Source organism: Pseudomonas sp. LBUM1652, from assembly GCF_059716105.1.
Genome location: NZ_CP166804.1, coordinates 1,780,359 through 1,802,256, shown reverse-complemented (window position 1 = coordinate 1,802,256; position 21,898 = coordinate 1,780,359). Strand labels below are relative to the sequence as shown.

The 21,898-nt window shown below is 60.9% G+C and carries 12 protein-coding genes; 7 read left to right on the top strand and 5 right to left on the bottom strand.

The window, feature by feature from the left end; genetic code table 11:
- Positions 1-93: 93 nt before the first annotated feature.
- Entirely contained in the window at positions 94-858 is a 765-nt protein-coding gene (locus tag ACA069_RS08140) for a helix-turn-helix transcriptional regulator (RefSeq protein ID WP_497617029.1), read from the top strand.
- Positions 859-984: 126 nt separating this feature from the next.
- Positions 985-1,878: a DMT family transporter gene (locus ACA069_RS08135; RefSeq protein ID WP_187677319.1), complete on the top strand. Its 894-nt coding sequence runs from the start codon at positions 985-987 to the stop codon at positions 1,876-1,878.
- Here the strand turns inward: ACA069_RS08135 and ACA069_RS08130 are convergent.
- Positions 1,872-2,159, bottom strand: coding sequence for an Rdx family protein (locus ACA069_RS08130; protein WP_095187805.1), 288 nt, complete (start codon positions 2,157-2,159; stop codon positions 1,872-1,874). The two genes, ACA069_RS08135 and ACA069_RS08130, sit on opposite strands and share 7 nt — an antisense overlap.
- A gap of 71 nt (positions 2,160-2,230) precedes the next feature.
- Here ACA069_RS08130 and ACA069_RS08125 point away from each other — a divergent pair, with 71 nt between their 5' ends.
- Entirely contained in the window at positions 2,231-4,420 is a 2,190-nt protein-coding gene (locus tag ACA069_RS08125; RefSeq protein ID WP_497617027.1) for a patatin-like phospholipase family protein, read from the top strand.
- A 106-nt stretch (positions 4,421-4,526) separates the two neighbouring features.
- Here the strand turns inward: ACA069_RS08125 and ACA069_RS08120 are convergent, their stop codons facing one another.
- The 3 genes from ACA069_RS08120 to recQ all read right to left on the bottom strand — a co-directional run bounded on the left by ACA069_RS08120 (position 4,527) and on the right by recQ (position 9,137).
- The gene (locus tag ACA069_RS08120) at positions 4,527-6,311 is read right to left on the bottom strand and encodes a motility hub landmark protein FimV (protein ID WP_497617026.1); all 1,785 of its coding nucleotides are present in this window, start codon (positions 6,309-6,311) and stop codon (positions 4,527-4,529) included.
- 127 nt (positions 6,312-6,438) lie between these two features.
- Entirely contained in the window at positions 6,439-6,873 is a 435-nt protein-coding gene (locus ACA069_RS08115; RefSeq protein WP_187677316.1) for a MarR family transcriptional regulator, read from the bottom strand.
- 134 nt (positions 6,874-7,007) lie between these two features.
- Entirely contained in the window at positions 7,008-9,137 is a 2,130-nt protein-coding gene (recQ, locus tag ACA069_RS08110; RefSeq protein ID WP_187677315.1) for a DNA helicase RecQ, read from the bottom strand.
- Between the two features lie 277 nt (positions 9,138-9,414).
- Between recQ and ACA069_RS08105 the strand changes: the two genes are divergently transcribed.
- The 3 genes from ACA069_RS08105 (at position 9,415) to ACA069_RS08095 (ending at position 11,171) form a co-directional block, all read left to right on the top strand.
- On the top strand, positions 9,415-10,002 hold the full coding sequence (locus ACA069_RS08105) for a UPF0149 family protein (protein WP_187677314.1): 588 nt from the start codon (positions 9,415-9,417) through the stop codon (positions 10,000-10,002).
- 10 nt (positions 10,003-10,012) lie between these two features.
- Complete coding sequence (locus tag ACA069_RS08100) at positions 10,013-10,408, top strand: YbaN family protein (RefSeq protein ID WP_025110581.1); 396 nt, start codon at positions 10,013-10,015, stop codon at positions 10,406-10,408.
- Between the two features lie 403 nt (positions 10,409-10,811).
- On the top strand, positions 10,812-11,171 hold the full coding sequence (locus ACA069_RS08095) for a DUF6124 family protein (protein ID WP_489878478.1): 360 nt from the start codon (positions 10,812-10,814) through the stop codon (positions 11,169-11,171).
- A gap of 214 nt (positions 11,172-11,385) precedes the next feature.
- Here ACA069_RS08095 and ACA069_RS08090 read toward each other — a convergent pair whose 3' ends face one another.
- Positions 11,386-19,989, bottom strand: a complete 8,604-nt coding sequence (locus ACA069_RS08090) for a retention module-containing protein (RefSeq protein ID WP_497617025.1) — start codon at positions 19,987-19,989, stop codon at positions 11,386-11,388.
- A 533-nt stretch (positions 19,990-20,522) separates the two neighbouring features.
- Between ACA069_RS08090 and ACA069_RS08085 the strand changes: the two genes are divergently transcribed.
- Complete coding sequence (locus ACA069_RS08085; protein WP_187677312.1) at positions 20,523-21,881, top strand: TolC family outer membrane protein; 1,359 nt, start codon at positions 20,523-20,525, stop codon at positions 21,879-21,881.
- The last annotated feature ends 17 nt before the right edge of the window (positions 21,882-21,898 follow it).

Sequence of the window (21,898 nt, the reverse complement as noted above, 5' to 3'; positions counted from 1 at the left end):
GTTAATCGACCATGACAGTCACGAGTCAGTCCTGTGACAGCGCATTCCGGGGGCGCTGGTGTAGACTGGCGATCACTTCGGAGACGATCTGCCATGCGACCGATCCTTACCTTGCGTCAGTACACCCGCGATCTGATCGTCCACAGCCACGAGCACGCCCAACTGGTGTTCGGCCTGTCCGGCGCGCTGGATTTCGAGGTGGAAGGTTGTGGCAGTCAGGTGCGTCAGCAGAGCTTCGTGGTGGTCCCCTCCGGCGCCCATCACGCCTGCGGCAGTCCACAGGGGAGTCGTTGTCTGGTGCTGGATATTCCCGATGGGCAATGGGTCGCGGATTCACTCGGTGACCATGCCGACGCCAGTCGCCGCTTGCTCGACAACCCTGCGCGCCTGTCGCTGGATTCCGGGCAAAGCCAGTTGGTCAACTGGCTGGCGAACAGTCCGGTCACCGATCCAGTGATTGCACAGCAAGGTGCAGTGCTGTTGTTGGCCAGTCTGAATCACGCCAAACCTGCCGAACTCTGCACTCGGCGCCTGCCCTACGCGGCGCTGGATGCGCACATTGAGCAAAACGCTGCATACCCGCTGCAAGTCGCCGATCTGGCGCAAGTGGCCGGGTTGTCTACGGCGCGCCTGCACGCACGGTTTGTCGCTGAATGCGGGCAGACACCGATGGACTACATCCGCAGTCGGCGGCTGCACAAGGCCATGGGCCTGCTGCGCGAGACTGTGCTGCCCATCGGTGAAATCGCCAGTCGCGTTGGCTACAGCTCGCAAAGCGCTTTCTCGGCCGCTGTCCTGCGTGAGTTTGGTTCATCGCCCGGCCAGCTACGACGCGATTCCTGCAACAAAACCCGATAGTCCGCCGACAGACATATACGTCGTTACACGGTTCAATGTGTAGGAGCTGCCGCAGACGATTGATCGTTCCCACGCTCCTGCGTGGGAACGATCAATCAAAAAACCTTGTCTGGATTAAGGATTGCAATGACCCCGCGTACCGCCCTCGGCGCCCTGCATATCGGCGCTCTGATGTTCGGCCTGACCGGCGTGTTCGGCAAACTCGCCGCAGCATCGCCGGCCGTGATCGTCTTCGGACGTGCCGCTTTCGCCGTACTTGCCCTGGCGTTTTTCGCCCGTTTCGCCAGCCAGAGCGGCTGGCAAAAACTGCAAGCCGTGGACTGGCGGCGCCTGGCGCTGAGCGGCGTACTGTTGGCCGGACATTGGGTGAGCTTTTTCATTGCGGTGAAGGTTGCCGGCGTGGCGATCGCGACGTTGGGCTTCGCCAGTTTCCCGGCCTTCACGGTGATTCTCGAAGGGCTGATCTTCCGTGAGCGCATCCGCGCCAATGAAATTGTGCTGGTGGTGCTGGTGAGCGTCGGTCTGGTGCTGGTGACCCCGGCGTTCGATCTGGCCAGCGGCTCTACCGTCGGTTTGCTCTGGGCGGTGCTGTCCGGGCTGTTGTTTTCCCTACTGTCGCTGACCAACCGCGCCAGCTCCGGACGCATCCCGGCGGTGCAGGCGGCGTTGTGTCAAAACGTGGTGGTGGCGTTGTGTCTGCTGCCGGTCGCGGCGCCGCAACTGAGCGAAGTGCGCGCACTGGACTGGTTGTGGATCGCCCTGCTCGGGGTGTTCTGCACTGGCGTCGCCCACAGCCTGTTCGTCGCCAGCCTGGCGGTGATCAAGGCGCGCACCGCCGCAGTGGTGTTCGCCATGGAGCCGGTCTACGGCATCACCATCGCCTGGCTGCTGTTCAATGAGAACCCGACGTTACGCATGCTTCTCGGCGGCGCATTGATCATCGTCGCCATCGTGGTGTCGGCGCGCATGTCCGGCCATGCCGACAAAAAAACCGTCGCCGCCGAGGCAACCTCTCACTGAGTACGGTCGTTGTGGCCGAGGTCGCGGTCAGGATCGATCTGATCGCGCACTCGCTGCTTGAGCACCTTGGCTTCGGGAAAACCACCATCGGCCTTGCGCTCCCAGATCTGCACGTCATCGCAAGTGATGTGAAACACCCCGCCGGTGCCCGGCACCAGTGACACTTTGCCCAGATCATCGCCGAAGGTGCTGAGCAGTTCCTGCGCCAGCCACGCGGCGCGCAGCAGCCACTGGCATTGGGTGCAATAAGTGATGACAACTTCTGCTTTTGCGACGGTCATGTTCGTGGAAACTCCTGAGACAGAGGGCGCCGCTATAATAGCCGGCTTTACCGCTTGCCCCGAGACTCACAATGCGCCGTCTGCTGTTCTGCCTGCTGCTTGGTTTCCTTCCTCTGTTCGTTTTCGCCAGCGAAACGCCGCGACCGAAAGTCGGCCTCGTGCTGTCCGGTGGTGCCGCTCGCGGGTTGGCGCACATCGGCGTGCTCAAGGCGCTGGAGGAGCAAGGCATCAAGATCGATGCGATTGCCGGTACCAGCATGGGCGCGGTGGTTGGCGGCCTGTATGCCTCGGGCTACAAGATCGACGAACTGGAAAAACTCGCCCTGAGCATCGACTGGCAACAGGCGTTGTCCGATGCGCCGCCCCGGGAAGACGTGCCGTTCCGGCGCAAGCAGGATGACCGCGATTTTCTGGTGAAGCAGAAACTGAGCTTTCGCGACGACGGCAGCGTCGGCCTGCCGCTGGGGGTGATTCAGGGCCAGAACCTGGCGCTGCTGCTGGAAAGCCTGCTGGCGCACACCAGCGACACCCGGGACTTCGACAAACTGCCGATCCCCTTCCGCGCCGTGGCTACCGACATCGCCAACGGCGAGAAAGTGGTGTTCCGCAAAGGCCACCTGCCCCAGGTGATCCGCGCCAGCATGTCGATCCCTGCGGTGTTCGCCCCGGTCGAACTTGATGGCCGACTGCTGGTGGATGGCGGCATGACCGACAACATCCCGCTCGATGTCGCACGGCAAATGGGCGTCGATATCGCCATTGTCGTCGACATCGGCACACCGCTGCGCAACCGCAAGCAACTGACCACCGTGGTTGATGTACTTAACCAGTCGATCACCTTGATGACCCGGCGCAACTCCGAGGAGCAACTGGCCGCGCTGAAGCCGACAGACGTGCTGATCCAACCGGCGCTGGCGAGTTTCGGCGTCACTGATTTCGGCCGCGCCCAGGAAATGATAGATGCCGGTTACCGCGCCACCAAAATCCTCGATGCCCGCCTGGCACGGCTCAAACCGGTGATTTCTCAGGACGCCCAACTCAACGCCGCGCGCGCGCCCGGCCAACGCACGCCGATCATCACCGCGATCAAGGTCGAGAATGACTCGAAAGTCGACGACGATGTGATCCGTTACTACATCCGTCAGCACATCGGCGAGCCGCTGGATCTGGGCCGACTCCATTCGGACATGGGCACCTTGTACGGCCTCGATTACTTCGAGCAGGTGCAATACCGCGTAGTGCACAAGGGTCAGGATCACACGTTGGTGATCAGCGCCCGGGGCAAGCGCAGCGGCACCGACTACCTGCGAGTCGGCCTCAACCTGTCGGACGACATGCGCGGCGCCAGCGCCTTCAACCTTGGCGCCAGCTACCGTATCAACGGCATCAACCGCCTCGGTGCGGAATGGCTGACCCGCGCGCAGATCGGCGAAAAACAGGAGCTGTACAGCGAGTTTTATCAGCCACTGGACGTCGGCTCTCGCTACTTCATCGCGCCCTCGGTGGTGTTTGAGGCACAGAACGTCGATGCGGTGCTCGACAATGATCCGATCGCCCAATACCGGGTCGAGCGCTACGGAATGGCCCTGAATGTCGGTCGGCAGATCGGCAACAACGGCGAAGTGCGTTTGGGTATCGGTGAAGCCTGGGGCAAGGCCGACGTGCGTATTGGCGATCAGGATCTGCCCAGCGAAAACTTCAACGAAGGCTTCTATTCGTTGAAATACTCCTACGACTCGCTGGACAACGTTTACTACCCGCACGAGGGCAAGGACGTCAGCCTGACCTTCCTGCAATTTGAACCGAGCCTGGGTTCAGACACACGCTACCGACAATGGGAATTCAAACTCGATAAAGCCATGAGTCACGGACCCGACACGCTGATTCTGGGGGGACGCTATGGCCGCACACTCGACGACACCAATGTGGTGACGTCGAGCTTCCTGCTCGGCGGCGCTCGGCAGTTGTCAGGTTTCCGTGAGGACGCGATTTCCGGGCAGAACGTCAGTTTGATGCGGGCGGTGTATTACCGTCGGCTGACACCGCGTTCGTATCTGCCGCTGGATTTCCCGCTGTACGCCGGCGCCTCGCTGGAACGTGGGCGAGCGTGGAATAACGACAATGAATTCGACAGTGGCTACATCAATGCGGCCAGTGTGTTTATTGGCTTCGATACACCACTGGGGCCGTTGAATTTCAGTTATGGGTTGAATGATGCGAATGAGCAGGCTGTGTATTTGAATCTGGGCCAAACCTTTTGAATACCCCTGTAGGAGCTGTCGAGTGAAACGAGGCTGCGATCTTTTGATCTTGCTTTGAAAAGATCGTCCGATCGCGGCCCGAGCCTTCGGCAGCTTCTACAGGGGATCAGCGGATGCCTGCCAGAAGGGTCCGCGCGGTTTGCTTTAAAGGCTCATCCCCTTCCTTGAGCAATTCATTGAGCAACGCAATCGCGCTGTCGATATCGCCGTCATCGATGCAGGTCTGAGCCTGTTCGAGCTTCCCGGAACCTGCCGCCTCTTCGGGCTCCGACATTTGCAACGCCAACGGCTCCAGCGCGAGCGATGGCTCCGGATCAGAAAATTCATTGAGAAAGTCATCGTCCAGCGGCTGCGCGTCCGGCTCGGGGATCCACTCAAGCTCGGCTTCCTCGCTGGTCACGGTTTCCGGCAATTCAAAATCCTGCGGCAACACTTGCAGGCTGGAACCCAAAGCGGACGCTTCGGCTGGTGGCTGAACCGGTGCCGCACGGCTGTCCTCCAGATCCCAGCTGGAATCCATCGACAACTCATCCAGATTCAACTCGAAATCATGCTCAGCCGCAGCGGATTCGGGAGCGGCAACAATGACAGGCGTAATGCTGGCGACCAATGGCGCCGTTGCCGCCAGCGGCTCAGTACTCGTCAGTTTCGGATGCCGGGCGCGAATATCCTGCAACTGGTGAGCCTCCACTCCACGCGCACGCAAATGACTTTCCTGCTGCTCGTAAGCAGCACTATCGCCCTGACGCCCCAGCACCTCGAGCAATTGCAGGCCGAGATCGATGCGCTCCGGCTCCTTATGCTGCGCATCGCGCAACAACCCGGCTGCTTCGCCAAGTCGCCCGTATGCCAGGTAAATGCCCACGGCTTCCAGGACATCACCCGCCGCCGGCTCTTCACGATGCTCGGCTGAGGCGTGAGTCCTGGCCGGTTCGGCGCTCTCGGGTTCATCCACATCGACCTCATTGCGCAGCGGCAACAGCGGCACTGGTGCGTCACTCGGCATCTGTTGTTGGCGTCGACGGTGAACGAACAACGCAGCCAATGCCCCCAGCAGTAACAACAGACCTCCGAGCAGTGGCCAGTTCAACCCGTCGTCCGTGGACTCGACCGGTACAACAACCGCAGCAGGTGCCGGAGTTACCACCGGCGCTGGCGGTGGCTTCTGAGATTCGGCCAAGCGTGTCTGCAGATCACTGACCTGCTTCTTGCCGTCGGCAATCTGCACATCCTGTGCCTGCAGTTTCGCATTCAGCTCGTCCAGGGACTTTTGCAATTGTTGGCTCTGCAGCACGCTGGCGGCCAATTGCTCGGCCAGCGCCTCGTTGGCCGGCGCCGTCGTCGGTGGTGGCACCGCAGGTGTTCCGCGCTTGCCCTGCGCTGCCTGGGGCGGCGCGGTGACCGGTTCGACCGTGGGAAACGCCGAAGACTGCGCGCGCGGATCCGGTTCATCGGTGGCTGGCACGATACCCGGCGAGCCCGGCGGATCGATCAGTACGGTGTATTCGCGCAACAAGCGGCCATTGGGCTGATTGAGCTGCACGAGGAAATTCAGAAAGGGTTCATTGACCGGTTTGCTGGAGGTGACCCGGATCATCTGGCGATTGCCATGCAGGATCGGCGTGAACTTGAGGTCGTTGAGAAAGAACACCCGTTCGACCCCGGCACTGCCGAATTCGTCTGCCGTGGCCAGGCTCACCGACAGGTCACTTTGCGTCAAAGCACCGACATCGATCAGCGCAATATCGGCCTTGAGCGGCTGATTAAGGCCCGAATGAACCGTGATGTCACCCAGCCCCAGAGCCAACGACAAGGTTGAATAGCCGACGGCGCCAGCGACCAACAGCCCTTTGGCGCAAATGCGCAGTACCACGTGCCAACTTGCGAGCATGAGCATCCCTTTAATAAGCAAAACCGACTTCTATGCGTTCGCACATCCGGTACGAACACGATATTGCCTAGTAGTTCTTATAGCTTGCTCAGCGCGATCCCTCAAAAAACCGGCACGTGGTTATGCCTCAAGATTTTTCCAGGTTGCCCAGAATGTGCCCGTGAACTCGCATGCACACCTTCAAATCCGCCTCGTCGACGCCTTCGAACAATTCGTGACGCAGTTGGGTGGCAATGGTTTCGATTTGTTCGATAAGCGGCAGTGCGGGTGCGCAGAGGACGATTTTTTTCGCCCGGCGGTCTTCCATCACGGACTGGCGTTGCACCAGACCCTGGCCTTCCAGACTATCGAGCAAGCGTGCCAGCGTCGGGCCTTCAACGCCGACGCTTTGCGCCAGCTCTCGCTGGGTCGGGGCGTCTTCGAAACGCGCCAGGTGCAGCAGCACCAGCCAGCGTGCCTGGGACAGCCCCAGGCCCGCCAGCCGGCGGTCCAGTTCGGCACGCCAGCCGCGCGACATCTGGGCCAGTTGCATGCCAAAGCGGTGTTGATCGGTTAACGGCATAAAACTCTCGTGATTAAACTGAAGTAATAGAGAAAAACTAATTATTAGTCAGCTAAGCATGAGCTGCAGCTATAGGCAAGGGGCGCTCTGTACTGAATCGTTACAACTGTATGGGGCTTGGCGCAAACGCCGCCTTACATTTCGAATTCCGATTGCAGCGCAGCCCGCACGCAATAAAGAACACCTTCTGGAACACGACCAGCAAACAGCTCAGCCACTTCGGCGACCGGCGGCAGTTCGCCCTCGCCATCAAGGAATGCGTCCTGCACTTCACCCATCAGTTCTTCCGGCAGGTCGAGCGCCTGCTCCAGCGATAACTGCTGCTTGCCAATAGCCTCGGCGAGCATGGTGTAGACGTTCTTTTCCGAGCATTGCAACTGACCGGCGATCTGCATCGGCGTCATGCCGGCGCGAGCCAGGGTGATCAATTCGTGACGCACGTCGGCCACCACTTTCGGCGCCTCCGCTTCGCCGCCGAGCACTTCGAGGAAGGCCTCGCCATAACGTTCCAGCTTGCGCGCGCCGACGCCGCTGACACGAGCCATGTCCGCCAGCGATGTCGGTTGGCTGCGGAGCATTTCCAGCAAGGTCGAGTCGGGGAAGATGACGTACGGCGGCACACCATGCTCTTCGGCGAGTTTGCGCCGCAGCGCACGCAGGGCTTCCCACTGTTCGCGCTCTTCGCCGCGCACCAATTGGCTGGCCGGGCTCTTGCTGCCGCTTTTGGCGGTGACCTGCGGCTTGAGATCGCGGCGCAGTTCCAGCGTAACCTCGCCCTTGAGCAGCGGCCGGCAGGTGTCGCTCAGACGCAGGCCGCCGTAGCCTTCGTGATCGACATCGGCCAGGCCGCGCGCCACCAACTGGCGGAACAGCGAGCGCCATTCACTCTCGCTCAGCGCCTTGCCGACGCCGTACACAGAGAGATGCTGATGGCCGAAGCTGCGAATCTTTTCGTTGTCCTTGCCCAGCAGCACATCGACCAGATGGCCGACGCCATAACGCTGACCGGTGCGATAGATCGCCGACAGCGCCTGACGTGCAGGCTCGGTGGCGTCCCAGGTCTGCACGCCATCGACGCAGTTGTCGCAATGGCCGCAAGGTTCGGCCATCTCTTCATCGAAATAGGCCAGCAGGGTCTGACGACGGCAGCGGGTCTCCTCACACAGCGACAGCATGGCGTCAAGCTTGTGCTGCTCCAGACGCTTGTGACGTTCGTCACCTTCGGAGTTCTGCAGCATCTGCTTGAGCATCACCACGTCTTGCAGGCCGTAGGCCATCCACGCATCCGCCGGCAGACCGTCACGGCCGCCGCGTCCGGTTTCCTGGTAATACGCCTCAAGGGATTTCGGCAGATCGAGGTGAGCGACGAAGCGCACGTTGGGCTTGTCGATGCCCATACCGAACGCCACGGTGGCGACCATGATCAACCCTTCCTCATTTAAGAAGCGCTTCTGATTGAACGCACGCAGCTCATTGGGCAGGCCGGCGTGATAAGGCAGCGCCGGGAAACCCTGCTCGCTGAGGAACGCCGCAACTTCCTCGACCTTTTTACGCGACAGGCAATAGACGATGCCGGCATCGCTGCGCCGCTCGGCCAGAAACGCCAGCAACTGCTTGCGTGGCTGCTCCTTGGGCACGATGCGATAGAAGATGTTCGGCCGGTCGAAGCTCGACAGGAAGCGCTCGGCGTTCTGCAGATGCAGGCGGGTGACGATTTCTTCGCGAGTTCGCTTGTCGGCGGTGGCAGTCAGGGCGATGCGCGGCACATCGGGGAACATCTCGGCCAATTGGCCAAGTTGCAGGTATTCCGGACGGAAGTCGTGGCCCCATTGCGATACGCAGTGGGCTTCGTCGATGGCGAACAGGGCAATGTTCAGCCCTTGCAGGAACGACAACATGCGCGGCTGCACCAGACGCTCGGGCGCCAGATACAACATCTTCACCTCACCGCGCTTGATCCGCGCCGCCAGATCACGCTGCTGTTCGGCGCTCAAAGTGGAGTTCAGCGCGGCGGCGGCCACACCCAGCTCTTCAAGGGTGGCGACCTGATCGTCCATCAAGGCGATCAACGGCGAGACCACCACCGCCAGGCCATCGCGCAACAACGCGGGCACCTGAAAGCACAGGGACTTGCCGCCACCGGTAGGCATCAGCACCAGCGCATCACCGCCGCTGGCCACGCGCTCAATGATTGCACCCTGCCGGCCACGGAAACTGTCGTAGCCGAAGATGTCCTTGAGGACGCGTTGAGCCTGTTCGAGCATAAAAACTCCAAAAATCTACCGAAACATCCCTGCTCAGGCTGGTTCAAGACAGCCTGAGCTGCTTAAACAAAACGTAAGGGCGCGTTGCATGGCGGCCGCAATACGGGCAGGGATCGCAAAACGCGGCAGTATACCCGAGCCCTCCCCCGCAGAGGGTGCCGCTGATAAGAGACTCGAGAAACCTGCCGCAATCAGGCAAATCTGCCATGCGGCTGGCTTGAGCGCTCAAGAAGGCCTAGAATTCCCGCATTGTTTATTCCCCCAAGGTAGCCCCGTAATGTCCTTCGCTGAGCAACTGACCCGCCTGCAAGTCTTCCTCGACGCCGACGAACTGCATGACGAGGCGCTGGATTACGTGGCCGCCCACGGTTACCTCACCGCGTTGTCGATCTGCGCGGAAGACGTATCGGAACGTGAGTGGATCGACGCCCTGTTCGCCGAAGAGCCGCATTACAGCAGCGAGGCACAGCGCGAAGAGATCGAAGCCACCCTGATCGGCCTCAAGGCGCACATCGCCCGCCAACTGGCGTCCGACGAAGAATTCGAACTGCCATGCGAACTGGATCTGGGCGAAGAGCCGGACGATTCGGAACTGCGTGGCTGGTGCATCGGCTTCATGGAAGGCGTGTTCCTGCGCGAAGCGGCATGGTTCGAAACCGCCGAAGAAGAAGTCAGCGAAATGCTTCTGCCGATCATGGTCGGTTCGGGCCTGTTCGACGAACAGCCAGAGTTCGAAGACATCGCCAAAGACGCCAACCTGATGGACGACATGATCGTACAGATCCCGGAAGCCCTGACCGCGCTGTACCTGCTGTGCCAGGCTCCAGACGAAAAACCGGCGATTCTCAAGCCTCGTCACCACTAAGATACGGCCTATGGACAACCCCATAGGCAACCGCCCCCTGATGTTGCGCTACATCCTGCTGGCCATCGGCTGGCTTAGCGTCGCATTGGGGGTGATCGGGATTTTCCTGCCTGTCCTGCCCACTACCCCCTTTCTATTGCTCGCGGCCGCGTGTTTCGCCCGCAGCTCTCCGCGTTTTTATCGCTGGCTGGTCGAGCATCCGCGCCTTGGGCCGTGGATTCGCGATTACCTCGATGGCAACGGCATTCCGCTCAAGGGCAAGGTCTACGCGATCGGGCTGATGTGGGCGAGCATACTGTTTTCCTGCTATCTGGTGCCGCTGCCGTGGGCGCGAGGGTTCATGCTGACCAGTGCGGTGTTGGTGACGGTTTATATTCTTCGGCAGAAGACCCTGCGTAAATCCTGAAACGCTAAAAGATCGCAGCCTGCGGCAGCTCATGAAGATCCTCTGTAGGAGCCGCCGCAGGCTGCGATCTTTTGACTTTAAACACCTACGTTTAAACCAGGCCTGCAAACACTCTCTGAGGCTACACAGCCTTGCGTAATTGCCTACAGCTACGCCAGAATCCGCCGGCTTGTGCGCCTTGGGGGCGGGTTCTATTGTGGCTCGGTCGCTGACTTTTCAGTGATCGGGTTTAGCAGCCCGGGTTTTCTCTAGACGCACAAAGTCCGTTGCCGTTATGGCGGCTTTGCGTGGGGCACTTCGGTGCGCCGGGTTCTAGAGTCCTGGTCTGCTAACCCGCGTACAGCCGCCACCTCCTTCGTTAGCAGCGAACGGTGGTAGCTTCACTACTCTAGAGACTTTAACCATGATCAAACCAACGCCCAACCCGCCTGAAACCGACCCCACCTCCCCCTACGAATCCCTCGACTCGAAAAAGCTCAACGAAGCCGCCGACCGCGCCCTCGATCATTACCTCTGCTCGCCTGGCTCGACGCCTCCGCCACGTAAAAACCGCAGAATGTACGCCGCTACCGCGGACTTCAAAAACGAGGAGCTACTGGCCGATGCCTGCGAAACCCTCGCTTCAGCACGAACCATCGCCAATGACTTCGCCCATCTCATACCCGCGTCGCAGCGCAGAACCCTACAGGGCATTGCGCAACTGATCATGCTGGGAGAACTGGCGGTGAATCGGGTGCTGGATAATCTGGAGTTGCCGGGCTGATGCCGGCGTGGTGAACACCCGCTGAGCATTCGATGGCAACTCTGGCCCCTTCGCGAGCAGGCTCGCTCCCACAGTGGAACGCGGTCAATGGTGGGAGCGAGCCTGCTCGCGAAGGCAGCCCCTCAGATAACACCTGTCTTGGGCATGAAAAACCCGCCGCCCCGTTCAACCGGGACGGCGGGTTTTGTCGTTTCAGGCCTGGATCAAAGGCCAATCACACCGTATCCACCTTCAACGAATGATCATTCAACATGCCGCTGATGATCGTCGCCGTGTCATGCCCGCTGGCAATCACCCCACCCGCCCCCGGCGTAACACCATAGTGGCTAGCCAGGTTGACGCCGGCCAGGTCGATGGTCTGGTTCGGCGTGGCGCCGGCCATGGCGCTGACGTCGATGCTGGTGAGCACCGACGCGCCGCTGCCAGTGACAGTGAAGTGCAGGTAGTCATCGAGTGACGACGTGCTGCCGTTTTCACCTTGCAGCAGTTGCGACAGGTCGAGCTTGTCGGTGCCGGGGGTGAAGTCGGTGATGAGGTCGTGGCCACTGTTGCCTTTGAGCCACTGGAAGGTGTCAGCCCCTGCGCCGCCGGTCATCGTGTTGTTGCCCAGACCGCCGATCAGCAGGTCATCGCCGCCGCCACCGTTGAGGGTGTCGTTGCCCAGACCGCCGTTGATCACGTTGTTATTGTTGTCGCCGGTCAGACTGTCGTTGAAGTTCGAGCCGACGAGGTTTTCGATGCCGGTCAGGGTGTCCGTCCCGGCGCCAAGGGTGTTTTGCGCACCAAGCAGGCCGAGGTTGACCGTGACCCCGGCAGTGGCATGGGCGTAGCTCGCGGTGTCGATGCCGCTGCCGCCGTCGAGCAGGTCATTGCCCGGGCCACTGTAGATCAAGTCGTTACCGGCGCCGCCGTGCATTTCGTTATTGCCGGAGCCTGCGGTGAGCACGTCGTTACCGTCGCCCGCGTTGAGGATGTTGTTGCCGGTGCCGGCCACCAGCACGTCATCGCCCGCAGTGCCGGTGAGGGTGTGACCATCCTGATAGCTGATGGTTACGGCGGCCGTGTCGCTGCCACCGTGGTTGTCGTTGGCGGTGTAGGTGCCGTTGTAATCCGGAGTGATGTCATGTGCCCCGGCGTAGTTGAGGGTCATGGTCAGTTGGTAGTTTTCCGACCCGTTGGCGTTACCACCCGTGGGGTTGGTGATGTTGGTGATGTGGATCTGGTAGACGCCGTTCGACGTCGCGGTGAGGGTTTGGCCGTCCGCCAGCGCCATGTAGGCGCCACCGTTGATCGAGTACTCCATGCTGACGTTACCGGCTGCCAGGTTGTGATCCAGATTGAGGGTTTCGCCCTGGCGCAGGTTGACGGTGATGCGATCTTCATCGTTGGCGTTGGTGTTGGTCACCGCACCGAGGTAGCCGCTGACCACCAGCACGGCGGTCATGGTCGCCGCGTTGGCCGAGAACGAATTGCGCACGTTGGCCAGGTTCTGGTTGGCGGCGGTGTTGGGGTTGGTGCCGGTGAAGCTGATGGCGCCAGTGCCGGTGAAGTCCGCCGCTTTCGAGATCCAGCCGGTGTTGAAGCTGGTTGGCGTAGCGTTGAGCGTATCGCCGTTCGGATCGGTGTCGTTGGCCAGCAGCAGCTCACCCGGCACGACGATGTTGCCCGACAGCACGTTGGTGATGATGTGGTCGTCCATCGCCACTGGCGGCGCGTTGGGGATCACCTTCACGGTCAGCGTCGAGCTGGCGAGGTCGCCGTCGTTGTCACTCACGGTGAAGCCGATGTTCTCGGTGATCACCGTGGTGGTGGTTTTTTGCGAGGTGTAGGTGTACTCGCCGGTGTCGAGGTTGATCAGCAACGTGCCGCTGTTGTTGGTGGCGATGCTCAACGTGTTGTTTACGGTGTTGAACGTGCCGTGATTGACGCCGCCGCTTGGCACCAGCGAACCCTGGCCGCCGTTGGCTTTCGGATCGTAGGTGTAGGTGGTGCCGTCAACCACGATGGATTTGATGAACCCGCCATCGGCGCCGAAGGTGCCGCCCTGGCCCAGCAACGAACCGGTAACGGGCGCGCCTTCCACGGTGCCCGACAGCACAGAGTTGAGCTGGTTGAGGTCGGTGACCACCACCGCGTTGGTGTTGGTGTGGTTGATGCCGTCGTAGGCCAGTGGATCGAGGTTGGCATTGCTCACGCCGCTGCCCAGGCCGATCGCGTAGTTCTTGATGTTGTTGGCATCGAGGAAGTTTTTCAGCGCGGCTTCGTCAGCGGCGTTGATGTCGCCTTCGTTGGGTTTGCCGTCGGAGAAGAAGTAGCCAACGTTCTGCGCCCCGGTGAGTTTGCCCGAGGTATTGAACGCAGTTTGCATCACCGCCACGGCGGCGTCGTAGTTGGTGCCGCCACCCGCCGTGAGCCCGGCGAGAATGGTTTTGGCCGTGGCCACGTCCACCCACACCGCGGTTCTGTCAGTGGCGTTGCTGCTGAAGGTGACGAGCTGCACTTTCACATCGCCCAGATCATCGTACTTGTCGAGCAAGGCGCTGATGGCCTGCTTGGCCAGCGCCAGCCGCGACAGGCCCGGCACGCCGGACGCGTCAGCCATACTGCCGGAGATGTCGAGGACGATCAGCAGATTGGAATCGATCTCCACCGCTGTCACCGAACGATCCGAGGCCACGGCTTTCGGCACGTCGTCGACGATGTTGACGACGAGGGTGCTGGTGGTGCTGTTGCCCAGCGCGTCGGTGGCTTTGTAGGTGAAACTTTCGCTCAGGGTGTTGGCCCCGTCGTTGGCGTTCGGAGAGGTTTTCGGCGCCGAAGTCAGCGTGTAGGTGTAGGTGCCGTCGGCATTGAGCTGAATCTGCCCGTAGGTGCCGGTGGCGCTGCCGACCAGTGTGTAAGTGATCGCGCCACTGCCGCCGGTGACGGCGCCAACCAGTGTTCCGGTGGCGGTTTCGCCAGTGTTGGTCGGATCGCTGCCGGTGACCGTGCCGGGGGCCAGATCCTGGCCGTTCTGGGTCAGGTCGAGAGCTTTTTCGTAAACCGTCACGTCCTGATCGACCGAGGCCACGAGCTTGCAGTCAGCGACGTTGATGGTGATGGTCGTGGTGCTTTCATCGCCGTCACTGTCACGGATGGTGTAGGTGAAGGTGTCAGTGGCGCCCGGCGGGCTCACCGAGTTCGGGTTGCTGTGGTAAACGGCGTTGCCCGCCGCGTCCAGGGTCAGGTAACCGTAGGCGCCGTTGATATTGCTGTTGAGGCCGCCGACGGCCGAGGTGCCGGTGTTGCTGCCGGCGCGCACGCCGACCACCGTGGCCGCGCCATCGGCACCGCTGAGGTCATTACCCAAAACGCTGACATTGACCGTGCCGCCCTCCGCCACTGAGCCGGTGTCGGGTTTGGCGGTCGGCAGGTCATCGACGATGTTGACGTTGATCTGGCCGCTGGCGGTGCTGCCATCGGTGTCGGTCGCCACCACTGTGAAGTTCTCGGTGAGGCTGTTGGCACCGTTGGCATTTGGATGGGTTTCGTTATCCACCAGGGTGTAGCTGTAGCTGACCACACCGGTCGCCGGGTTGTAACCGGTGATGGTGAACGTGCTGCCCAGTGGCGAAACAGTCGATTGCGGGAAACCTGCGGCCACGCCGTTGGTGACCACCGCGATCCCGCCGACGGTAAGGGTTTGCAGGCCATCAAGCGCGGTGACGGTAAAGGTGCCGCTTTGGGTCAGCGCCGGGGTGTTGGGGCTGGTGCCGTCGCTGAGGTTTTTCTCGTAGACGGTGAGTTCGCCGCCGTAGACGTCGAGGCCGTTGATGATCACCGGATCGTTGTTGTTGTGGATGTTCAGCACCAGGTTGGCGGTGCTGGTGTCGCCGTCGGCATCGGTGAGGGTGTAGGTGAAGGTTTCCGTGCCGTTGCCGCCACCGTTCAGGGCTTTGAAATCGGCGTCGCTGGTGTTCAGCGTGTAGGTGTAAGTGCCGTTGGCGTTGAGCACCAGGGTGCCGTAAGTCCCGACAAACGTGCCGGCAGTGATCGGCCCGGTCGCGACCACGTCCGCACCTTGAACATCATTGGTCAGCACATTGCCGTTGAGGGTCAGCAACGATTCCGAAGCGGTGTTCGCGTTGCTGTCGTTCACAGCTTTTGGCACGTCATCGACGATGCTGACAACGATGGTGCTGGTGACAATATTGCCCAGCGAATCGGTGGCCTGATAGGTGAAGGATTCGGTCAGGGTGTTGGCGCCGTCGTCGGCATTCGGCGAGGTGGTCGCCGGCGCTGTCAGGGTGTAGGTGTAAGTGCCGTTGGAATTGAGCACGATCTGCCCGTAGTTGCCGGTGGCACTGCCAACCAGCGCATAGCTGATCGCACCGACCGCACCGGTGACCGAGCCGACCAGCGTGCCCGACGCGGTTTCGCCAGTGTTGGTCGGGTCGCTGCCGGTGACCGTACCAGGGGCCAGATCGGCGCCGTCCTTGGTCAGGTCGAGGGCTTTCTCAAAGACGGTGACGTCGGTGTCACTGACCGCATACAGTTTGCTGTTGGCTACATCAATGGTGATGGTCGTGGTGCTTTCGTCACCGTCGGCATCGCGCACGGTGTAGGTGAACACATCCACCGCACCGGGGCCGTTCACCCCATTCGGATTGCTGTGGTAGACCGCGTTGCCGTTGGCATCGAGCGTCAGGTAGCCGTAGGTGCCGTTGATTTGCGCGTTCAAGCCACCGATGGCCGAGGTCGACGTGTCGGAACCTGCACGCACGCCGACCACCGCGCCGGTAACCGCCGGGCCGTCGGCGCCGCCGATGTCGTTATTCAGCACATTGCCGCTGACGGTACCGCCCTCGGCCACCGACGCCGCATCGGGATAGGCGCTCGGCAGGTCATCGACGATGTTGACGTTGATCTGGCCGCTGGCAGTGCTGCCGTCGGTGTCTGTGGCGACGACGTTGAAGTTCTCGGTGATGCTGTTGGCGCCGTTGGCGTTCGGATGGGTTTCGTTGTCGACCAGGGTGTAGCTGTAGCTGACCACGCCGGTTGTCGGGTTGTAACCCGTGATGGTCAGCGTGCTGCCCAGCGGCGTGACGATCGATTGCGGGAAGCCTGCGGCCACGCCGCCGGTCACCACGTTTATGCCGCCCACGGTCAGGGTTTGCAGACCATCGAGGGCGGTTACGGTGAAGGTGCCGCTCTGGGTCAGCGCCGGGGTGTTGGGGCTGGTGCCGTCGCTGAGGTTTTGCTCGTAAACCGTCAGCTCGCCGCCATTCACATCCAGGCCGTTGATGATCACTGGATCGTCGTTGTTGTGGATCTGCAAAACCAGATTCGCAGTGCTGGTGTCACCGTCCGAATCGGTGAGGGTGTAGGTGAAAGTTTCCGTGCCGTTGCCGCCACCGTTCAAGGCTTTGAAGTCGGCATCGCTGATGTTCAGCGTGTAGGTGTAAGTGCCGTTGGCGTTGAGCACCAAGGTGCCGTAAGTCCCGGTAAATGTGCCGGCAGTGATCGGCCCGGTCGGCACGCGGTCGGCGCCTTGCACATCGTTGGTCAGCACATTGCCGGTCAGCGTGAGCTGGCTTTCCGAAGCGGTGGTTGGGTTGCTGTCGTCCACCGCTTTTGGCAAGTCGTCGACGATGTTCACGTCGAGGGTCGCATTGGCGGTGGTGCCGTTGTCATCGACCACGGTGACCGCAAATTGCTCGGGCAAGTTGTTGGCGCCGTTGGCGGTCGGATGCGCTTCGTTATCGGCGAGGGTGTAGCTGTAGCTGACCACGCCGGTTGTGGCGTTGAATCCAGTGATGGTGAGCGTGCTGCCCAAAGGTGTAGTGATCGATTGCGGGAAGCCTGCGGCCACACCGTTGGTGACCACTGCAATGCCGCCGACGGTCAGCGTGGTGACGCCGTCCAGCGCAGTGATACTGAAGGTGCCGCTTTGAGTCAGCGCGGTGGAGTCCGGCGCACTGCCGTCGCTGAGGTTTTGCTCGTAAACCGTCAGCTCGCCGCCGTTGACATCGAGGCCGTTGATGATCACCGGGTCGTCGCTGTTGTGGATCTGCAAAACCAGATTCGCAGTGCTGGTGTCACCGTCCGAATCGGTGAGGGTGTAGGTGAAAGTTTCCGTGCCGTTGCCGCCACCGTTCAAGGCTTTGAAGTCGGCATCGCTGATGTTCAGCGTGTAGGTGTAAGTGCCGTTGGCGTTGAGCACCAAGGTGCCGTAAGTCCCAGTGAAAGTGCCGGCAGTGATTGGGCCGGTTGGGACGCGGTCAGCGCCTTGTACGTCGTTGGTCAGGACGTTGCCGGTCAGCGTGAGCTGGCTTTCCGAAGCGGTGGTTGGGTTGCTGTCGTCCACGGCTTTGGGCAGGTCATCGACGATGTTGACGTCAAGGGTCGCGTTGGCCGTGGTGCCGTTGTCGTCGACCACGGTGACAGCGAATTGCTCAGGCAGGTTGTTGGCGCCGTTGGCGGTCGGATGCGCTTCGTTATCGGCGAGGGTGTAGCTGTAGCTGACAACGCCGGTTGCGGCGTTGAACCCGGTGATGGTGAGCGTGCTGCCCAAAGGTGTAGTGATCGATTGCGGGAAGCCTGCGGCCACGCCGCCGGTGACGACATTGATACCGCCAACGGTCAGGGTTGTTACGCCGTCCAGCGCGGTGATGCTGAAGGTGCCGCTTTGAGTCAGCGCAGTGGAATCCGGCGCACTGCCGTCGCTGAGGTTTTGCTCGTAAACCGTCAGCTCGCCGCCATTCACATCCAGGCCGTTGATGATCACCGGGTCGTCGTTGTTGTGGATCTGCAAAACCAGATTCGCGGTGCTGGTATCGCCGTCGGCATCGGTGAGGGTATAGGTGAACGTTTCCGTGCCGTTGCCGCCACCGTTCAAGGCTTTGAAGTCGGCGTCGCTGATGTTCAGCGTGTAGGTGTAAGTGCCGTTGGCGTTGAGCTGTAACGTGCCGTAAGTCCCGGTGAAAGTGCCGGCAGTGATCGGGCCGGTCGGCACGCGGTCGGCGCCTTGTACGTCGTTGGTCAGGACGTTGCCGGTCAGCGTGAGCTGGCTTTCCGAGGCGGTGGTTGGGTTGCTGTCGTCCACGGCTTTTGGCAAGTCGTCGACGATGTTCACGTCGAGGGTCGCATTGGCAGTGGTACCGTTGTCGTCGACCACGGTGACAGCGAATTGCTCAGGCAGGTTGTTGGCGCCGTTGGCGGTCGGATGCGCTTCGTTATCGGCGAGGGTGTAGCTGTAGCTGACAACGCCGGTTGCGGCGTTGAACCCGGTGATGGTGAGCGTGCTGCCCAAAGGTGTAGTGATCGATTGCGGGAAGCCTGCGGCCACGCCGTTGGTGACCACTGCGATACCGCCAACCGTCAGGGTTGTTACGCCGTCCAGCGCGGTGATGCTGAAGGTGCCGCTTTGAGTCAACGCGGACGAGTCCGGTGCGCTGCCGTCGCTAAGATTTTGCTCGTAAACCGTCAGTTCCCCGCCCTCGACGTTCAAACCGTTGATCACCACCGGATCGTCATTGTTGTTGATCTGCAAAACGAGGTTGGCGGTGCTGGTATCGCCGTCGGCATCAGTGAGGGTATAGGTGAACGTTTCCGTGCCGTTGCCGCCGCCGTTCAGGGCTTTGAAATCGGCGTCGCTGGTGTTCAGGGTGTAGGTGTAAGTGCCGTTGGCGTTGAGCACCAGCGTGCCGTAAGTCCCGGTGAACGTACCGGGCGTAATGGGACCGGTCGGAACGCGGTCAGCGCCTTGTACATCGTTGGTCAGAACGTTGCCGGTCAGCGTGAGTTGGGTTTCCGAGGCGGTGCCATTGCTGTCATCGATCGCTCTGGGCACGTCATCAGTGATGTTGACGTCCAGCGTTCCGGTCGCGGTGTCGCCATTGCTGTCGCCAGCAATCACGGTGAATTGTTCACTGAGACTATTGCTGCCGTCACCCGCCGCGTGGGTTTCATTGCCATTGAGCGTGTAGCTGTAAGTGACCACGCCTGTCGCCGGGTTGTAACCGGTGATCGTCAGGGTGTTGCCCAGTTGCGTGGTGATCGACTGCGGGAAGCCGACCGCCACGCCGCCGTTGATCAGGTTGATGCCGCCGATGCTGAGGCTGGTCAAACCGTCCGGCGCCGATACGGTGAAGCTGCCGCTCTGGGTCAGGGCGCCGGGATTGGCCGCCGAGCCGTCTGGCAGGTTGGCTTCATTGAGGTTCAGCTCTCCGCCGGGCGTCGCCAGGCCGTTGAGGGTCACCAGATTATTCACCGGCGGCGGTGGCACAACGGGTGTGACGCCGTCGTCGCCATTGTCGCCATTGTCGATGACCGCGTTACGCCGCTCTTCGGGGAACTCGGGAATGCCGTTGAACCCGGCGGTGGGGAACCCGATGATCGGATCGACCCGCCCGCCGACTTCCGTCAGCAGGACAAAACTGTGCCCGCCGCCCAATTCGCCACTGGGGTTGCCGGGGGCGTTGGGGCCGGCGGCGGTGGCTTCGGCGGTTTTGGTCGGGTCGTCACCGGCAGCGATGGCTTTCTGAATCTGCTCGACATCGGTCAGTTGCGCGTCGCTCGGGGTCACGGCCTCCGCGGTGTTCACATGAGCTGCCTGCCCGGCCAGCAGCTCACTGGTCATGGTCAGGTTACTGCCGCGGCCCAAGGTCAAATCCTGGCCATTTTGCAGATGAACGGCGACGGCGCCTTCGGCTCCGGTGATCAGTTGATCGCCGGCAAACAACTTGTCGCCCTCGACCAAGGCGCGACGAGTGCCGTCGATGCCCTGCGCGAAAACCTGACCAATGACTTTAGTAACGGTGCCGATGAGCGTTGCCATGTGAAATCCTCCGCTGCCGACCACCGTCGGCACTGGTTCGCGAAGCAGCCCATGGCTCAATCGGGTTGTCGGGGCGACGCTCGCACCCTCGACAGTTCGTTTCGCAGGTTCTGTCTGAGCGGGAAACTTGAGTGCTATCAAGCACTTCCGAATCCTGATCAAGGCAGCACGCCTACTAACGCTACGTAACGGTGGTGAATCACCCAAGTGACAAAAATCTGTCACTCATTGACCGTTACGCGTCCCTCCCCTTCAGCAGTACTTCGCCGTATGTCGCAAAGTGAATGGAACTTTCCTCAAGCCTTTTTGAGCTCCCTGAAGCGCATAAAACAAAGGCTTTCGAGCTGAACAATGTGCCGGTTTTTACAAAGCGCATAAGTTTTTTTCGGCATAAGCCTTATGAAAATTTTTTCTTAGCTACGCTTCAGGATGTTCTTAGCTCTGTTGTTACAAGAGTGAAACGCTTACACCTAAAAATATCGTCAAATATTTGGCGACAGTAAGACACCATCAGGACTCAGGGAGATGCACCCATGCGCGTTCTAACCCCCCTCTGCAGCGCGGTTTTGCTGGCCATGGCTTGCACTTCTCAAGCCCAGGCCATGAACCTCACCGAAGCCATCCAGAGCACTATCGCTACACACCCGGAACTTGCTTCGCGCGTGGACGCACGCCTGTCGGCAGATGAACAAGTCAAAGTCGCCAAGGGCGGCTTCTATCCGTCGGTCGATTTGAACGCCGCTTATGGTCGCGGCTACAGCGACAACACCAACACCCGCGCGTTTGGCAATCACGACACGCGCATTCTCAATTACACACAATCCGAGCTGCGCTTGCGGCAGATGCTGTTCGACGGTTTCAACACCGCCAACGAGGTCGAGCGCACCAAGGGCGTGTCCAACTCGCGCGCCTACTATGCGCAAGGCACCGCGCAGGATCTGGCCTTGCGCACCATCGAGGTGTATCTCGAAGTGCTCAAGCGCCGCGAACTGGTGACCCTGGCTACCAACAACCTGCAAGCACACTTGCGCGTCAACGATCAGATCGGCCTGCGCACCGAGCGCGGCGTTGGCAGCACCGCCGACTCCGACCAGTCGGGAGCCCGTAAGGCGCTGGCGCAAAACAACCTCGACACCGCCGAAGTCGATCTGTCCGATGCCGAAGCCAACTTCTACAGCGTGGTCGGGCGCATGCCCGATGAGCTGGAAACCCCCGCCTCGACCCGCGGCGAATTGCCTACCGATCTGCGCGAAGCCCAGCAGAGCATGGTCGACAACAACCCTTACCTGAAATCCGCCCAGGCCGACGTGCAATCGGCCGAAAGCCAATACGAAGTTGCCAAGTCGCCGTTCTACCCACGTTTCGACGCAGAGGCGGCGGTCGGCGCGAACAACAACGTGCAGGGCGATGAGGGCCACGACAACGAATGGCGTGTGGGTGTGGTGATGAACTACAACCTGTTCCGCGGCGGCAGCGACAAGGCTCGCCTGGCTGCGAACGCCCACGACATCAATCAGGCGATGGACATCCGCAACAACGCCCTGCGCCAGCTCAATGAAAACATTCGCCTGGCCTGGAACGCCATGGAGAACGCCAAGAAACAAACCCCGACCGCCCGCGAATACGCCGACACCACCAAGCGTGTGCGCGCCGCGTATCAGGATCAGTTCGGCCTCGGCCAACGTACCCTGCTCGACTTGCTCGACAGCGAAAACGAGCTCTACAACGCCAACCGTCGCTACACCGAAATCCGCTACACCGAGGAATATTCGATGTACCGCGTGCTGGCGAACATGGGCCAGTTGCTGAGCAAGCAACGGGTGGTGCTGCCGGCCGATGCGATCGCCACAACCGAGGTGAAGAACGAAGCACGTCTGCCAGAGCTGAAATGACGTAAACCTCCTGCCGA

Excerpts from the sequence above, each read along its gene's own strand:
- ACA069_RS08140 (WP_497617029.1), top strand. The coding sequence starts at position 94 with ATGCGACCGATCCTTACCTTGCGTCAGTACACCCGCGATCTGATCGTC.
- ACA069_RS08135 (WP_187677319.1), top strand. The coding sequence starts at position 985 with ATGACCCCGCGTACCGCCCTCGGCGCCCTGCATATCGGCGCTCTGATG.
- ACA069_RS08130 (WP_095187805.1), bottom strand. The coding sequence starts at position 2,159 with ATGACCGTCGCAAAAGCAGAAGTTGTCATCACTTATTGCACCCAATGC.
- ACA069_RS08125 (WP_497617027.1), top strand. The coding sequence starts at position 2,231 with ATGCGCCGTCTGCTGTTCTGCCTGCTGCTTGGTTTCCTTCCTCTGTTC.
- ACA069_RS08120 (WP_497617026.1), bottom strand. The coding sequence starts at position 6,311 with ATGCTCGCAAGTTGGCACGTGGTACTGCGCATTTGCGCCAAAGGGCTG.
- ACA069_RS08115 (WP_187677316.1), bottom strand. The coding sequence starts at position 6,873 with ATGCCGTTAACCGATCAACACCGCTTTGGCATGCAACTGGCCCAGATG.
- recQ (WP_187677315.1), bottom strand. The coding sequence starts at position 9,137 with ATGCTCGAACAGGCTCAACGCGTCCTCAAGGACATCTTCGGCTACGAC.
- ACA069_RS08105 (WP_187677314.1), top strand. The coding sequence starts at position 9,415 with ATGTCCTTCGCTGAGCAACTGACCCGCCTGCAAGTCTTCCTCGACGCC.
- ACA069_RS08100 (WP_025110581.1), top strand. The coding sequence starts at position 10,013 with ATGGACAACCCCATAGGCAACCGCCCCCTGATGTTGCGCTACATCCTG.
- ACA069_RS08095 (WP_489878478.1), top strand. The coding sequence starts at position 10,812 with ATGATCAAACCAACGCCCAACCCGCCTGAAACCGACCCCACCTCCCCC.
- ACA069_RS08090 (WP_497617025.1), bottom strand. The coding sequence starts at position 19,989 with ATGGCAACGCTCATCGGCACCGTTACTAAAGTCATTGGTCAGGTTTTC.
- ACA069_RS08085 (WP_187677312.1), top strand. The coding sequence starts at position 20,523 with ATGCGCGTTCTAACCCCCCTCTGCAGCGCGGTTTTGCTGGCCATGGCT.